Annotated in this window: 12 protein-coding genes and 1 other RNA gene; all 13 read left to right on the top strand. The window is 69.7% G+C overall.

Annotated elements, in window-relative coordinates; genetic code table 11:
* Positions 1 to 13 precede the first annotated feature (13 nt).
* The 13 genes from rnpB (at position 14) to murC (ending at position 15,543) form a co-directional block, all read left to right on the top strand.
* An RNA gene (gene rnpB / locus ABB55_RS27820) (RNase P RNA component class A) lies at positions 14 to 408 on the top strand.
* Positions 409 to 652: 244 nt separating this feature from the next.
* Positions 653 to 1,840 carry an ATP-binding protein gene (locus ABB55_RS03720; RefSeq protein WP_083463323.1) on the top strand — a complete coding sequence of 396 codons (1,188 nt, stop codon included), beginning with the start codon at positions 653 to 655 and terminating at the stop codon, positions 1,838 to 1,840.
* A gap of 396 nt (positions 1,841 to 2,236) precedes the next feature.
* Positions 2,237 to 2,689, top strand: coding sequence for a division/cell wall cluster transcriptional repressor MraZ (locus ABB55_RS03715; RefSeq protein WP_054357606.1), 453 nt, complete (start codon positions 2,237 to 2,239; stop codon positions 2,687 to 2,689).
* A 53-nt stretch (positions 2,690 to 2,742) separates the two neighbouring features.
* Complete coding sequence (gene rsmH / locus ABB55_RS03710) at positions 2,743 to 3,777, top strand: 16S rRNA (cytosine(1402)-N(4))-methyltransferase RsmH (RefSeq protein ID WP_054361820.1); 1,035 nt, start codon at positions 2,743 to 2,745, stop codon at positions 3,775 to 3,777.
* Entirely contained in the window at positions 3,774 to 4,241 is a 468-nt protein-coding gene (ftsL, locus tag ABB55_RS03705; protein ID WP_181183972.1) for a cell division protein FtsL, read from the top strand. Before rsmH ends, ftsL begins: the two co-directional genes overlap by 4 nt.
* A 27-nt stretch (positions 4,242 to 4,268) precedes the next feature.
* The gene (locus ABB55_RS03700) at positions 4,269 to 5,999 is read left to right on the top strand and encodes a peptidoglycan D,D-transpeptidase FtsI family protein (protein WP_054357605.1); all 1,731 of its coding nucleotides are present in this window, start codon (positions 4,269 to 4,271) and stop codon (positions 5,997 to 5,999) included.
* Positions 6,000 to 6,060: 61 nt separating this feature from the next.
* Positions 6,061 to 7,518, top strand: coding sequence for a UDP-N-acetylmuramoyl-L-alanyl-D-glutamate--2,6-diaminopimelate ligase (locus tag ABB55_RS03695; RefSeq protein WP_054357604.1), 1,458 nt, complete (start codon positions 6,061 to 6,063; stop codon positions 7,516 to 7,518).
* Complete coding sequence (locus ABB55_RS03690; RefSeq protein WP_054357603.1) at positions 7,515 to 8,942, top strand: UDP-N-acetylmuramoylalanyl-D-glutamyl-2,6-diaminopimelate--D-alanyl-D-alanine ligase; 1,428 nt, start codon at positions 7,515 to 7,517, stop codon at positions 8,940 to 8,942. Before ABB55_RS03695 ends, ABB55_RS03690 begins: the two co-directional genes overlap by 4 nt.
* 20 nt (positions 8,943 to 8,962) lie before the next feature.
* On the top strand, positions 8,963 to 10,045 hold the full coding sequence (gene mraY / locus ABB55_RS03685) for a phospho-N-acetylmuramoyl-pentapeptide-transferase (RefSeq protein ID WP_054357602.1): 1,083 nt from the start codon (positions 8,963 to 8,965) through the stop codon (positions 10,043 to 10,045).
* A 4-nt stretch (positions 10,046 to 10,049) separates the two neighbouring features.
* Positions 10,050 to 11,447: a UDP-N-acetylmuramoyl-L-alanine--D-glutamate ligase gene (murD, locus tag ABB55_RS03680; RefSeq protein WP_054357601.1), complete on the top strand. Its 1,398-nt coding sequence runs from the start codon at positions 10,050 to 10,052 to the stop codon at positions 11,445 to 11,447.
* 255 nt (positions 11,448 to 11,702) lie between these two features.
* Positions 11,703 to 12,884 (top strand): FtsW/RodA/SpoVE family cell cycle protein, encoded by a 1,182-nt coding sequence (locus ABB55_RS03675; protein WP_054357600.1) that lies wholly within the window; start codon positions 11,703 to 11,705, stop codon positions 12,882 to 12,884.
* Positions 12,881 to 13,975 (top strand): undecaprenyldiphospho-muramoylpentapeptide beta-N-acetylglucosaminyltransferase, encoded by a 1,095-nt coding sequence (murG, locus tag ABB55_RS03670; RefSeq protein WP_054357599.1) that lies wholly within the window; start codon positions 12,881 to 12,883, stop codon positions 13,973 to 13,975. Before ABB55_RS03675 ends, murG begins: the two co-directional genes overlap by 4 nt.
* Before the next feature lie 131 nt (positions 13,976 to 14,106).
* Positions 14,107 to 15,543: a UDP-N-acetylmuramate--L-alanine ligase gene (gene murC / locus ABB55_RS03665; protein WP_054357598.1), complete on the top strand. Its 1,437-nt coding sequence runs from the start codon at positions 14,107 to 14,109 to the stop codon at positions 15,541 to 15,543.
* The last annotated feature ends 2 nt before the right edge of the window (positions 15,544 to 15,545 follow it).

Genomic DNA, 15,545 nt, shown 5'->3' with positions numbered 1-15,545 from the left:
AGAGAAGGACCCGCCAGTCGGCCGGGCGGCCGCTCTTCCCCTCGCGGGGGAGGGAGGAAAGTCCGGGCTCCACGGAACAACGGTGCCGACTAACGGTCGGCGGGGGCGACCCCAGGGACAGTGCCACAGAGAACGAACCGCCGCGGATGCGTCCGCGGCAAGGGTGAAAAGGTGCGGTAAGAGCGCACCGCGGGACCGGCAACGGGACCGGCATGGCAAACCCCACCGGGAGCAAAACCAAATAGGGGCGACGCGGGTTCTTCGCTTCGGCGGAGACCCAGTCCGTTCCGGACCAGTCGCCCGGGTCGGTTGCGCGAGGCGTCCGGCAACGGGCGTCCCAGATGAATGGCCGCCGCGTCGGGGGAAACCCCGGCCTTACAGAACCCGGCTTATAGGCCGACTGGCACTTTTCCCCCACCCGGCCGCACGCCCGCCGCCCCCGCCGCAAGGCCGGCCGGCCCGCGCGGCCGCGCCCGTGGATTTTCGATCCGCCGGGCCGTCGCTTTAAATCAGCCGGAGTTTCAGTTTAAATCTGCCGGCCGTTCACTTTAAATTAGCCAGGCGCAGGCTTAAAATCTGCCGCATGGGTGCATCGACCTCTCCCTCTGGCGGCTATATCCGGCGTCGTGTCGTCGCGCGCATCGAGACGGCCATGGCGGATACCCGCGTGGTCCTTCTGACGGGGCCGCGCCAGGCCGGAAAGACGACCTTGCTCCGGCATCTGGCCGGTCCCGAGCGGACCTATCTGACCCTCGACGATATCGGCACCCTGGCGGCGGCCCGCGCCGATCCGGTCGGCTTTCTGCGCGGCCTGGATCGGGCCGCCATCGACGAAATCCAGCGGGCGCCGGACCTTATCCTGGCGATCAAGGAAGCCGTCGACCGCGATCCCGCACCGGGCCGCTTCCTGCTGACCGGATCGGCCAACCTCGCGACGGTGCCGGCCGTGGCGGACTCCCTGGCCGGGCGCATGGCCGTGGTGCCGCTGCTGCCTTTCGCCCAGGCCGAACTGCGCGAGGCGCCGGGCCGCTTCCTCGACCTTGTCTTCGGCGGTGAGACCGTCTGGTCGGCCGACGGAACGGTGACCGGCGACGCACTTGTCGACTGCGTGCTGGCTGGCGGCTATCCCGAGGCGGTGCGCCGGCGCTCGCCGGAACGTCGCCGGGTCTGGCTGGAGGACTATGTCGCCCTCATCCTCGACCGCGACGTGCGCGACATCGCCCGGATCGATCAACTCGAACGGCTGCCGCGGCTTCTCGCCGTGCTCGCCGAGCATGCCGGTCAACTCGTCAATCATGCCAGCTACGGCGCCGCGCTCGGGCTCTCGTCGGTCACGGCGCAGAAATATGTCGGCATCCTGGAGCGGCTGTTCCTGGTCCGCAGCCTCGTGCCCTGGTCGTCGAACCGGCTGTCGCGCCTGGTCAAGTCGCCGAAACTGCACTTCCTGGACAGCGGCCTGCTCGCGGCGCTCCGCGGCCTCGACGGCGATCTGATCGCGGCCAACCGGACAGCCTTCGGGGCGGTGCTGGAGAGCTTCGTCTATTCCGAAATCCTGAAGCTCGCCGCCTGGTCCTTCCGCCGCCTGAGCTTCTCGCATTTCAGGACCCGCGACGGAGACGAGGTCGATCTCGTCATCGAGGACCGCCGCGGCCGGCTGGTCGGCATCGAAGTCAAGGCGTCGGCAACCGTGCGGGACGACGATTTCAAAGGCCTGCGCAAGTTGCAGGAGGCGGCTGGCGACCGGTTCCTGCGCGGGCTGGTGCTGTTCGACCATGATCGGGTCATTCCGTTCGGCGAAAGGCTGACCGCCGTGCCGATTTCCAGCCTCTGGACCTGGTAGCGCGGGGCTGCGGCACGGCAGCCGCGGCGGCGCGCCGGGGCGGCGGCGATCGCCACAAATCTTGCCGGATTCCTAATCGGATCAAGCGCTTTGTGCCGTCGGCGTGGACGGAATGTTAACCTTGATCGGGCGTCAATAGGGGCTATGCGTACCGGCTGATTCCATTGACCCCCATGCCATCCCATGCTATCCCAAATTATCCCGTTCGCGCGTTGCAGGGCAGCCCGTCGAACCCGCCGAGGCCGTTCGCGGCCAGACGGGTCGCTGCGGATCGTTGTCCGATGGCGGTTTCGCGGTCTGCGGGGAGGGTCGAGGGGCTGAGCCGCCCGTCGGCATGTCGAAGCTGGGGCTGTGTCATGAGGCAGGGCCTTCGGGATGGGCGGTGCGGGTCAGGGCATGGAGCGGTTTCTCGGCCGGCACCCGAAGAAGATCGACGCGAAGGGTCGCGTTTCGATCCCGGCGCCGTTCCGTGCCGTGCTGGCTCACGACGGCTTCGAAGGGCTCTTCTGCGTGCGCGCCTTGTGGGAACCGGCCGTGGAGGCCGGCGGCAACGCGCTGATCGCGCAGATCGATGCCGCGGTCTCCGGCTACGACGGCTTCTCGCCGGAGCATCTGCATCTTGCCGCCACCCTGATGGGGGCGGGCGATACGCTGTCGATCGACGGGGAGGGGCGCATCGTGGTGCCGGACTGGATCCGCGAGGCCGCCGGCATCACGGACGAGATCGTCTTCGTCGGGCTCGGCCAGAAATTCCAGTTCTGGGCACCAGAAGCCTTCAAGGCCTTCGAAGCCAAGGCGCGAGCCGCAGCCGCGGAGCTGCTGGCGCGCGGACGCGAGGTGCGGACATGAGCCGCGCCGCCGACGATGGCACCGCGCCCGTCCTCCCGGCCCTGCCGACCGCCATGGGCCTGCCGGATGCCGGCCCCTTCGCGCCCGATCCGCGCCACCGCCCGGTGATGCTCGCCGAGGTGATCGCCCATCTGGCGCCGCGGCCCGGCGAGGTGCATCTCGACGGCACCTTCGGCGCCGGCGGCTACACCCGCGCCATCCTGGGCGCCGGCGCTTCCGTCATCGCCGTCGACCGCGACCCTACCGCGATCCGCGCCGGCCAGGCCCTGGCCGAGGCGGCCGAAGGACGTCTGACGCTGGTCGAGGGGCGCTTCGGTGATCTCGATGCCCATGTCCGGGCGGCCGGACGGGAGACCGTCGACGGCGTCGTGCTCGACATCGGCGTCTCCTCGATGCAGTTCGACGAGGCCGAACGCGGCTTCTCGTTCCGTTTCGACGGGCCGCTCGACATGCGCATGGGCGGCGACGGGCCGAGCGCGGCCGACATCGTCAACACGGCCGAGGAAATCGAGATCGCCCGCATCCTCTGGGTCTATGGCGAGGAGCGCAAGTCCGGGCCGATCGCGCGCGCCATCGTGCGCCGCCGCGCCGAACGGCCGTTCGAGCGCACGCGCGAGCTCGCCGATCTGTGCGAGGCGGTGCTCGGGCGGGCCAAGAAGCCGCACGAGATCCATCCGGCAACGCGCACCTTCCAGGCCCTGCGCATCCATGTGAACGGCGAACTCGACGAACTGGCCCGCGCGCTCGGCGCGGCCGAGGCGGTGCTGGCCGAGGGCGGCCGGCTGGTGGTCGTCTCGTTCCATTCGCTCGAGGACCGCATCGTCAAGCGCTTCCTGGCCGACCGCAGCCGGGAGCGGGCCGGCGGCTCGCGCCACGCGCCCGAGACGGCCGTGCCGGATCCGACCTTCGTGATGATTGCCAAGGGGGCGGTCGAGCCGGGCGAGGCCGAGACGGCGGTCAACCCGCGCGCGCGCTCGGCCAAGCTGCGGGCCGCGCGGCGCACCGGCGCGCCGGTGCGCCGCGCCATCGACGCAGAAGCGCTCGGCGTGCCGGATCCGGCGCCGCGGCGGGGGAGGGCACGCGCATGATGCGGACGGTCAACATCATCCTGATCGGCGGCATGATGGCCGGCGCCGGCGTGGTCTACTTCCTGAAATACGAGGCCGAGCACGCCACCACGCGCGTCGCCCAGCTGAGCCGGCAGATCCAGCAGGAACGCGAGGCGATCGCGACGCTTCGGGCCGAGTGGAGCCTCCTGAACCAGCCCAAGCGGCTGCAGGAGATGGCCGACCGCTACCACACCTATCTGGAGCTGGAGCCGCTCGACCCGAACCAGGTCGCGACGCTCGACGACATCCCGTTCCGGCAGGTCATGCCCGACGGCGGCACGGCTGGCGGCAAGGGTCCGGAGCGCCTCTTCGCCGGCGTCAAGCCGATCGAGCATACCGGCACGATCAGGAAGTCGACCGATCGGGTCGGCAAGACGGACAAGCCCGAACCGAAGGGGGTCGATCCGAAGCCGAACGATCTCCTGAACACCATCATCCGATAGGCGGGAGTGACGACCGTGAGCACCACGATGGACGCGTTCGCCACCGACTTTCACCGCGGGCCGGCCGCCGAGGAGACCAGCGCGCCGACCCAGGCGCCCGCCCGCGGCAAGACCCGACGCTCGGCCGCCGCGGCCGGGCGGACCCGCGTCAAGGTGGCGATGCTCGGCTTCGTGGCGATCTACGGCGCCATCGCCGGCAAGCTGGTCTATCTCGGCCTGAAGGGGCCGGAGCACAGCAACACTCTCGGCGCCGCGATCGTGCAATCCTCGCCGCGCCCGGATCTGCTCGACCGCAACGGCGAAGTGCTGGCGACCGACATCAAGACTTCCTCGCTGTTCGCCGAGCCGCGCCGCATCCTCGACGTGGACGAGGCGATCGAGGCCCTGTCGAGCGTGCTGCCGGACATGCGCGAACCGTCGGTGCGCCACAAGCTGAAGAGCGGCGCCGGCTTCGTCTGGCTGAAGCGCGAGATCACCCCGGAGCAGCGCTTCCGCATCCACCGGCTCGGCATTCCGGGCATCGGCTTCCTCGACGAGAACAAGCGCTTCTATCCCGGTGGCGGCATGGCCAGCCACGTCGTCGGCCACGTCAATGTCGACAACCAGGGCATTGCCGGCATCGAGAAGTATATCGACGACGAGATGAACCTGAACGAGCTGCACAAGCTCGGCATCGTCGCCGACCGCGGCCTGAAGGCGCGCAAGCTGTCGCTCGACCTGCGTGTCCAGCATGTGGTGCGCGACGAAATCGCGGCCGCCAAGGAGCGCTTCCATGCGGTGGCGGCCGTCGGCATCGTGCTCGACGTGCATACCGGCGAGGTCATCGCCATGTCGTCGCTGCCCGACTACGACCCGAACAATCCGGCCGAGGCGCTGGAGAAGGACCGGATGAACCGGGCCACCGCCGGCGTCTTCGAGATGGGCTCGGTGTTCAAGACCTTCAACTCGGCGATGGCGCTGGATTCCGGCCGCGTCAGCCTCAACGACAGCTTCGACGCGCGCGGCGGCCTGGCCTTCGGCGGGCAGCGCATCTCCGACTTCCACGGCAAGAATCGCATTCTGAGCGTGCCGGAGATCTTCATCTATTCGTCGAATATCGGCTCCGCCCGGATGGCCCTGAAGGTCGGTCCGCAAGGCCAGTACGACTTCTTCACCAAGATCGGCTTCCACTCCAAGATCAAGACCGAACTGCCCGAGGTGGCGCTGCCGCTCTGGCCGAAGCGGCTCTCGGAAGTGTCCTCGGCGACCCAGTCCTTCGGTCACGGCATCTCGGTCTCGCCGATGCACACGGCGGCCGCCACCATCCCGCTGATGAACGGCGGCAAGATGATCCCACCGACCTTCTTCGTCCGCAGCCGCGCCGAGGCCGATGCCCTGGCGGTGCAGGTGGTCAAGCCCGAGACCAGCGAGAAGATGAAATATCTCTTCAAGCTCAACGGCCAGATCGGTTCCGGGACACGCGCCGACGTGGCCGGCTACCGGGTCGGCGGCAAGACCGGCACGGCGGAAAAGATCGAGAACGGCCGCTACGCCTCGAACAAGCGGTTCAACTCCTATCTCGCCGCCTTCCCGATCGACGACCCGCAATATGTCGTGCTGGCGGTCCTCGACGAGCCGAAGGCCGAGAAGGAGATCGGCGCGGCGACCGCGGGTCTGAACGCCGCCCCGACGGTGGCGGCGATCGTCAAGCGCATCGCGCCGATGCTCAACGTGCCGCCGCGCTTCGATCTGGCGCCGGCGACGCTCGCCTCCAATTGACCGTTTCGTTGCGTTCCGCTACCCGCGGGTTCGAGTTTTCGACCGAAGGATCGGGACGATCATGCGCCTCGACGCACTCCTCGACGAATTGACGCCGGGCCTGCCGGACGGCCTCGGTGCCGTGGAGGTGACCGCGGTCACGTCCGACAGCCGCAAGGTCGCTCCCGGCGGCCTGTTCGTGGCGCTCGCCGGCGCCAAGGCGGACGGCGCCCGTTTCGCCGGCGATGCCGTCGGTCGCGGCGCCGTTGCGGTGCTGGCCGCGGATGCTGCCGCCCTCGGCGGCCTGCCGGTTCCGGTGATCACGGCGCCCGATCCGCGCCGCGCCCTGGCCATCGCCGCCGCCCGGCTCGCCGGCCCGCAGCCCGGCACCATCGTCGCCGTCACCGGGACCAGCGGCAAGACCTCGATCGCCGCCTTCGTCCGCCAGATCTGGGCCGATACCGGCAAGGCCGCCGCCTCGATCGGCACGATCGGGGTGGTCGGCCCGAAGGGCGCGCTCTACGGCAGCCTGACGACGCCCGATCCGGTCGATCTCGCCGGCACGCTGGCCGGCCTCGCCGCCGAGGGCGTCTCCCATGTCGCGCTGGAGGCCTCCTCGCACGGGCTCGACCAGCGCCGGCTCGACGGCGTCCGCATCGGCGCCGGCGCCTTCACCAATCTGTCGCGCGACCATCTCGACTACCATCCGACGGTGGAAGCCTATTTCGCCGCCAAGATGCGGCTCTTCGACGAGTTGCTGGCGCCCGGGCAGGGGGCGGTGGTCGATGTCGACACCGAACACGGCCGGCGCGCCGCCGAACATGCGACCCGGCGCGGGCTCGACCTGCTGACCGTCGGGCGGGCCGGGACGGCCCTCAAGGTGCTCGACGTGGAGCCGGACGGCTTCCGCCAGATCGTCAGGATCGCGGCGGCGGGAGGCACCCACACCGTCCGCCTGCCGCTGCTCGGCACCTTCCAGGTCTCCAACGCGCTGGTCGCCGCCGGGCTCGCCATCGTCACCGGCACGTCCGTCGCCGAGGCCCTGGCGGCGCTCGAAGGCCTGACCGGCGCCTCCGGGCGGCTCGATCTGGTCGGCACCACCGCGGCCGGCGCGCCCGTCTTCGTCGACTATGCGCACAAGCCCGACGCGCTGGAGAAGGTGCTGGAGGCGCTCAGGCCCTTCGCGCGCGGACGGCTGATCGCGGTGTTCGGCTGCGGCGGCGACCGCGATCCCGGCAAGCGGCCGATCATGGGCGAAATCGCCAGCCGCCTCGCCGATGTCGCGATCGTCACCGACGACAACCCGCGCAGCGAGGATCCGGCCGCGATTCGCCGCGCCATCCTGGCCGCCGCACCCGGTGCGATCGAGATCGGCGACCGGGCGGAGGCCATCCGCCGGGCGGTCGGCCTGCTGAAGGACGGGGATATTCTCGTCATCGCCGGCAAAGGCCACGAAACCGGCCAGATCGTCGGCGACCGGGTGCTGCCCTTCTCCGACCACGACGCCGCCCGTGCGGCCCTCGCCGAGGTATCCGCATGACTGCGCCGCTCTGGACCCTCGATGCCCTGGCGACCGCCATGGCCGGCCGCGTGGTCGGCCCGGCCGGCGCGGCGGCGACCGGCATCTCCATCGACAGCCGCACGATTCAGCCCGGCGAGGCCTTCTTCGCCATCAAGGGCGACCTGCATGACGGCCACGACTTCGTCGCCAAGGCGCTCGAACGCGGCGCGGCCTTTGCGGTGGTCGCCGAGGCGCGGCTCGCCGATCTGCCGTCGGACGGGCGCTATGTCGCGGTCGACGACGTGCTCGCCGCGCTGGTCCGGCTCGGCATCGCGGCGCGGGCGCGCACGGCGGCGCGGATCGTCGCGGTGACCGGCTCGGTCGGCAAGACCTCGACCAAGGAGGCGCTGGCCATGGTGCTGCGCGAGCACGGCCGGGTGCATGCCTCGGTCGCCTCGTTCAACAACCATTGGGGCGTGCCGCTGACGCTGGCGCGCATGCCGGCCGACACCGAATTCGGCGTGTTCGAGATCGGCATGAACCATGCCGGCGAGATCACGCCGCTGACCGGCATGGTCCGTCCGCATGTCGCGGTCGTCACCACGGTCGCGCCGGTGCATCTGGAATTCTTCGCCTCGGTCGACGAGATCGCGGCGGCGAAGGCCGAGATCTTCTCCGGGCTGGAGCCCGGCGGCCATGCGGTCGTCAACGGCGACATCCCGACCGCCCCGATCCTGATCGAGACCGCCCGCCGCTGCGGCGCCACGGTGCATCGCTTCGGCGAAGGCGAGGGGCTGGAGAGCCGACTGCTCACGGTCGACCTGCGCCCCGACGCCAGCACGCTGACCGCCAGCATCCTCGGCCGCACGGTGACCGCCGAGATCGGCGCGCCGGGCCGGCACATCGCCATGAACGCGCTGGCGATCCTGACCGCCGCCGTGCTGCTCGGCGCCGATCTCGACCGCTCGGCCGCCGCCCTGGTCGGGCTCGCCCCGCCGAAGGGCCGCGGCGCCCGCTTCACGCTCGCCCTGCCGGATGGCACCGCGACCCTGATCGACGAAAGCTACAACGCCAATCCGGCGTCCATGCGGGCGGCGATCGCGCTGCTCGGCCAGTCCCGTCCCGGACCGGGCGGGCGCCGCATCGCGGTGCTCGGCGACATGCGCGAATTGGGGCCGACCGGCGCCGAACTGCACGCCGCGCTCGCCGGACCGCTGGCCGAGGCGGGCGTCGACCGGGCCTATCTGTGCGGACCGCTGATGCATGCCCTTTGGCAGGCCTTGCCGGACCCCCTGCACGGGGCCTATGCGGAAACGTCGGCCGGTCTCGAACCGAATCTGCCCGGCGAGATCCGCGCCGGCGACGTGGTCATGGTCAAGGGATCGCTCGGCAGCCGCATGATCCCGATCGTGGACGCGCTCAAGGCGCGCTTCGCGGCCCAGACGGAACCGGAACGGGCCTGACCCCGGGGAGGAACCCGAACGTGCTCTATCTCCTCGGCGAATTCTCCGACAAGCTCGCGGCGCTGAACGTCTTTCGCTACATCACCTTCCGCACCGGCGGGGCGATCCTGACCGCGCTGATGTTCGTCTTCCTGTTCGGACCGGCGATCATCAACACGCTGCGCGTCAAGCAGGGCAAGGGCCAGCCGATCCGCGCGGACGGGCCGCAGTCGCACCTTCTGAAGAAGGGCACGCCGACGATGGGCGGGCTGATGATCCTGTCCGGCGTGATCTTCTCGACGCTGCTCTGGGTCAACCTGACCAACATCTACATCTGGGTCGTGCTGATCGTGATGGTCGGCTTCGGCATGATCGGCTTCTTCGACGACTTCCTGAAGGTCACCAAGCAGTCGCACAAGGGCTTCTCGGCCTGGCAGCGCATGGGGTTGGAAATCCTGATTTCCGGCGTCGCGGTCTGGACGATCATGTCGGCCGGCAAGATCCCCTATGCGACCTCGCTGACCTTCCCGTTCTTCAAGGATGCGCTGATCAATCTCGGCTGGTTCTTCATCCCGTTCGGCGCGGTGGTGATCGTCGGGGCCGGCAATGCCGTCAACCTGACCGACGGCCTGGACGGCCTCGCCATCGTGCCGGTGATGATCGCCGCCGGCAGCTTCGGCATCATCGCCTATGCGACCGGCAACGCCGTCTTCGCCGACTATCTGAACATCAACCACACGCCCGGCACCGGCGAACTGGCGGTGGTGCTCGGCGCGGTGATCGGGGCGGGTCTCGGCTTTCTGTGGTTCAACGCGCCACCGGCGGCAATCTTCATGGGCGATACCGGCTCGCTCGCCCTGGGCGGCCTGCTCGGCACGGTCGCGGTCGCCACCAAGCACGAGATCGTGCTCGCCATCGTCGGCGGCATCTTCGTGATGGAGGCGCTCTCGGTCATCATCCAGGTGACCAGCTTCAAGCTGACCGGCAAGCGCGTGTTCAAGATGGCGCCGATCCATCATCATTTCGAACAGCTCGGCTGGAAGGAGCCGCAGGTCGTGATCCGCTTCTGGGTGATCGCCTTCGTGCTCGCCCTGATCGGCCTGTCGACCCTGAAGCTGAGGTGAGCCGATGATCCCGGTCGAAAGCTTCCGAGGTCTCAAGGTCGCGGTGGTCGGGCTCGGCGGCTCGGGCATGGTGACGGCGGAGGCCCTGCGGGCCGGCGGGGCCGTGCCGATCCTCGCCGACGACAATGCCGAGGCGATGGCGCGCGCGGCGGCGGCGGGCTTCGCCACGGATCCGCTGCGCGATGTCGATTGGCGCGGCCTGTCGGCTCTCGTGCTGGCGCCGGGCGTGCCGCTGACCCATCCGCGGCCGCATTGGAGCGTCGACCTCGCCCTGTCGCACGGCGTGCCGATCCTCGGCGATGTCGAACTCTTCTGCCGCGAGCGGCGCGCGCGCTGCCCGGACGCGCCGCTGATCGCCATCACCGGCACCAACGGCAAGTCGACCACCACGGCGCTGATCGCCCATCTCCTCGCCCATGCCGGCCGCGACGTTCAGATGGGCGGCAATATCGGCCGCGCGGTGCTGTCGCTCGACCCGCCGCAGCCGGGCCGCCACTACGTCATCGAGTGCTCGTCCTTCCAGATCGACACGACGCCGTCGATCGATCCGACCGTCGGCATCCTGCTCAATCTGAGCGAGGACCATCTCGACCGGCACGGAACCATGGCCAATTACGCCGCCATCAAGGAGCGCCTGGTCGCGGGCGCGGCGACCGCGATCGTCGGCGTCGACGACCCGCTCTCGGCGGCGATCGCCGACCGGATCGAGCAGCGCGGCACGCGCGTCGTGCGGATCTCCAACCGCAACCCGGTCGCCCACGGCTTCTACTACGAGGCCGGCCACATCATCGAGGCGGCGACGGCGTCGGCGACGGTCGCGGGCGATCTCGGCGGCATCGCCGCGCTGCGCGGCGCCCATAACGGCCAGAACGCCGCCGCCGCGGTCGCCGCCGTGCGCGCGCTCGGCCTCGACCACCGCACCATCATGGCGGGCCTCAGGACCTTTCCGGGGCTCGCCCACCGCATGGAACTGATCGGCCGCCGCGGCCGGGTCCTGTTCGTCAACGATTCCAAGGCGACCAACGCGGATTCGACCGCGCAGGCGCTGGCCAGCTTCGACCGCATCTACTGGATCGCGGGCGGCAAGCCGAAGACGGGCGGCATCACGTCGCTGGAGAGTTTCTTTCCGCGCGTCGCCAAGGCCTATCTGATCGGGGTCGCGACCGAGGAGTTCGCCGGCACGCTCGACGGCAATGTCGCCTACGAGAAGAGCGGCACCGTTGCGGCGGCGCTGGCGGCGGCGGCGCGCGATGCGGCCGAGGACGGCGCGCCGGAATCGGTCGTGCTCCTGTCGCCCGCCTGCGCGTCCTACGACCAGTTCAAGAATTTCGAGGTCCGCGGCGACCATTTCCGCACCCTCGTGCGCCAGATCGACGGGCTCGTCCCGCGCGAGGGGGCATAGATGCGTGCCTGCCGGGGAAAGTCCGTGGCTCCAGGTGGATGAACGGGTATCCTCACGTCGGGCATTCGCTGCGTTGCCGGCGGGTTTCAGGCCGGTCCTCAGTTTCCAGTCGCGTCCAAGCGTATTCCGTGCCGTCCGGCGCCGTTCGAGCCGCCTGGCTAACGAAGTGTCAAGGTTAAGACTTTATTGGTCTGCCGATGCGTCCCGCAGGTGCTTCGCCGCACCCGCCCGGCCGCTTCTCGCAGGGGAGAGATCATGGTCGCCCGTACGGATCGCTCGAGCTTTGCGGAATGGTGGTGGACCATCGACCGCTCGCTGCTCGCCGCCTTCGTCGCCCTGATGGTGACGGGGCTGGTGATGTCCTTCGCGGCCAGCCCGCCGGTCGCCGAGCGGATCGGCGCCGACCAGTTCCATTTCGTCAAGCGGCACGCGGCCTTCTTCCTGCCGGCCCTGCTGGTGCTGTTCGTCGGCTCCTTCTTCACGCCCCGCCTGGTCCGGCGCATGGCGCTGGTGACCCTGATCGGCGGCATCGCGCTGCTCGCCGCGACGCTGTTCTTCGGCCAGGAGATCAAGGGCGCGCGGCGCTGGCTGACGATCGCCGGCATCACCGTTCAGCCGTCGGAATTCGTCAAGCCGGCCTTCGTGATCGTGGTCGCCTGGCTGTTCGCGGAGCGCCAGCGGCGACCGGAGATCCCCGGCATCCTGTTCGCCGTGCTGCTGCTGATCGCGATGATCGGGCTGCTCGTCGCCCAGCCCGATTTCGGCCAGACCATGCTGACCGTGATCGCCTGGGGGTCGATCTTCTTCGTCGCCGGCGTGCCGATCTTCTGGGTCATGGTGCTCGGCGCGGCCGGCGTCGGCGGCATCTATGCGGCCTATACGATGCTGCCGCACGTGACCGCGCGCATCAACAAGTTCCTGGCCAAGTTCAACGGGATGGAAGGCGCCAAGGCGAACTCGACGGCGTTCCAGGCCGACAAGGCGCTGGACAGCTTCGCCAGCGGCGGCTGGCTCGGCCGCGGTCCGGGCGAGGGCACCGTCAAATGGATCCTGCCGGACAGCCATACCGACTTCATCGCCGCCGTGATGGGCGAGGAATTCGGCATCCTGGCCTGCCTCATCCTCGCCTCGGTGATCGCCTATGTGGTGCTGCGCGGGCTGAGGCACGCGCTCGCCACCGACGATCCCTTCATCCGCTTCTCCGTGACCGGGCTCGTCACCCTGTTCGGGGTGCAGAGCGCCATCAACCTCGCCGTGAACCTGCATCTGGTCCCCTCCAAGGGCATGACGCTGCCCTTCATCTCCTATGGCGGGTCGTCGCTGATCGCGGTCGCGCTCGGCATGAGCTGGCTGCTGGCGCTGACCCGCCGGCGGGCGCAGACCACGCGCATCGCGCGTTCGATCCACGATGAGCAGCCCCTGGAGGCTTTGGCGTGAGAAGCGGCACGATCCTGGTCGCCGCCGGGGGAACCGGCGGCCATCTCTTTCCCGCCGAATCGCTCGCCGCCGAACTCGGCCGGCGCGGCTGGACGGTGGATCTGGCCACCGACGAGCGCGCCGACAAATACGGCCGCGCCTTCCCGGCCCGGGCGATCCACATCATCGATTCCGAGACCTACCGCGGCCGGTCGCCGATCGCGGTGATGCGCACCGCCTGGCATATGATCCGCGGGCTGCGGCAGTCCTGGAAGCTGCTGGCCGATGTCAATCCGGCCGCCGTGATCGGCTTCGGCGGCTACCCGACCGTGCCGCCGCTGCTCGCGGCCGTCATCCACCATGTGCCGACCATCCTGCACGACCAGAATGCCGTGATGGGCCGTGCCAATCGCGCAATGGCGAAACGCGTCAACCGGATTGCGCTGTCCTTTTCGCGCACCCGCCATGCCGAACCCTTCGCCGCCAAATGCGTCCATACCGGCAATCCGGTCCGCGACATGGTCATCGAGGCGGCGACGATCCCGTATGATCCGCCGGTCGCCGGGGGCGAGTTCCGGCTCCTGGTCTTCGGCGGCAGCCAGGGGGCCCGCTTCTTCTCCGATGCCGTGCCGCCCGCGCTGGCCCTGCTGCCGGCCGACCTGCGCGCGCGGCTGAAGCTGGTGCAGCAGGTCCGCGCCGAGGACATGGAGCGGACCCGGACGGCGCTGTCCGGGCTCGGCATCGAGGCCGAGACGGCGCCGTTCTTCGTCGACCTGCCGGCGCGGATCGCGCAGGCCCATCTGGTGCTGTGCCGCTCCGGCGCGTCGACGGTCGGCGAACTGGCCGTGATCGGCCGGCCGGGCCTGATGGTGCCGCTGCCGCATGCGCTCGACCAGGACCAGGCCGAGAATGCGCGCGTGCTCGAGGAGGCCGGCGGCGGCTGGACGATCCGGCAGGCCGAGCTGACGCCGGAGCGCCTGGCCGAGACCCTCGCGGGCTTCATGCGCGAACCCGATCGGCTGGCTGCGGCCGCCGCGGCGGCGCGGGCGCAGGGGCGCCCGGATGCGGTCGCCCGGCTCGCCGATCTCGTCGAGGCGGTCGCACAAGGTTGATTTCGCGGGGTCGAAAGACCCGATACCACAAGCGGTTGGCGCCTCATCCCAAGACGGCGCTCGAACCGGACGGTCCGCCCGGACCATCGGACAGACATGCCCCAGAAGGGGCCGCACAGGAGAGACGACCCATGAAGATGCCTTCCACGATCGGCCCCGTTCATTTCGTGGGGATCGGCGGCATCGGCATGAGCGGCATCGCGGAGGTGCTGCACACGCTCGGCTTCAAGGTCCAGGGTTCGGACGTGGCCGAGAATGCCAATGTGCTGCGCCTGCGCGAGAAGGGCATCCCGGTCTCGGTCGGCCATGACGGCGCCAATCTGGGCGAGGCGCGCGTGGTCGTGGTCTCCTCTGCGATCAAGCGCGACAATCCGGAACTGACCGCCGCGCGCGACCGGCTGCTGCCGGTGGTCCGCCGCGCCGAGATGCTGGCCGAGCTGATGCGCTTCAAGTCGGCCATCGCCATCGGCGGCACCCACGGCAAGACCACCACGACCTCGATGGTCGCCGCCCTGCTGGATGCCGGCGGCATGGACCCGACGGTCATCAACGGCGGCATCATCAACGCCTACGGCACCAATGCCCGGCTCGGCGGCGGCCAGTGGATGGTGGTCGAATCCGACGAATCCGACGGCTCCTTCGTCAAGCTGCCGGCCGACGTGGCGGTGGTCACCAATATCGACCCCGAGCATCTCGACCACTACGGCAGCTTCGATCCGCTGCGCAACGCCTTCAAGCAGTTCGTCGAGAACGTGCCCTTCTACGGCTTCGCGGTGATGTGCCTCGACCACCCGGAGGTGCAGGCCCTGATCGGCCGCATCGAGGACCGGCGCGTGATCACCTACGGCACCAATCCGCAGGCCGACGTGCGCTACCAGAAGGTCGAATCCAAGGGCCGGGCGTCGCAGTTCTCGGTCGTCATCCGCGATCGCGTCACCGGTTCGGAGAAGTCGATCGACGACCTCGTCGTCAACATGCCGGGCATCCACAACGTCTCCAACGCCACCGCGGCGATCGCGGTCGCCGACCAGCTCGGCATCAAGCCGGAGGCGATCCGCAAGGGCCTGGCCGGCTTCGCGGGCGTCAAGCGCCGCTTCACGCTGACCGGCGAATGGAACGGCGTGCAGATCTTCGACGATTACGGCCACCACCCGGTCGAGATCATGGCCGTCCTCAAGGCGGCGCGCGCGTCGGTCACCGGCGAGGGCCGCGGCGGGCGGGTCGTCGCCATCCTGCAGCCGCACCGCTATTCGCGGCTGTCGGCGCTGTTCGAGGAATTCTGCCAGGCCTTCAACGACGCCGACACGGTCATCGTGGCCGACGTGTATGCGGCCGGCGAGGCGCCGATCCCAGGCATCAGCCGCGACGGCCTGGTCGGCGGGCTGCGCGCCCGCGGCCATCGCAACGTGATCGCGCTGGAAGGCGCCGACCAGATCGCCGGCCTCCTGCGCGGCCGGCTCCAGCCCGGCGACTATGTCGTCTTCCTCGGCGCCGGCAACATCACCCAGTGGGCCTATGCGCTGCCGAAGCAACTGGCCGCGCTCGACGCCCCCGGCACGGTGGCGTGAGC

It is taken from the genome of Prosthecodimorpha hirschii (assembly GCF_001305515.1).
In the GTDB taxonomy this organism is placed as follows: domain Bacteria; phylum Pseudomonadota; class Alphaproteobacteria; order Rhizobiales; family Ancalomicrobiaceae; genus Prosthecodimorpha; species Prosthecodimorpha hirschii.
Note: the sequence above shows the minus strand (reverse complement) of the source record. Positions and strands in the feature narration are given on the sequence as shown.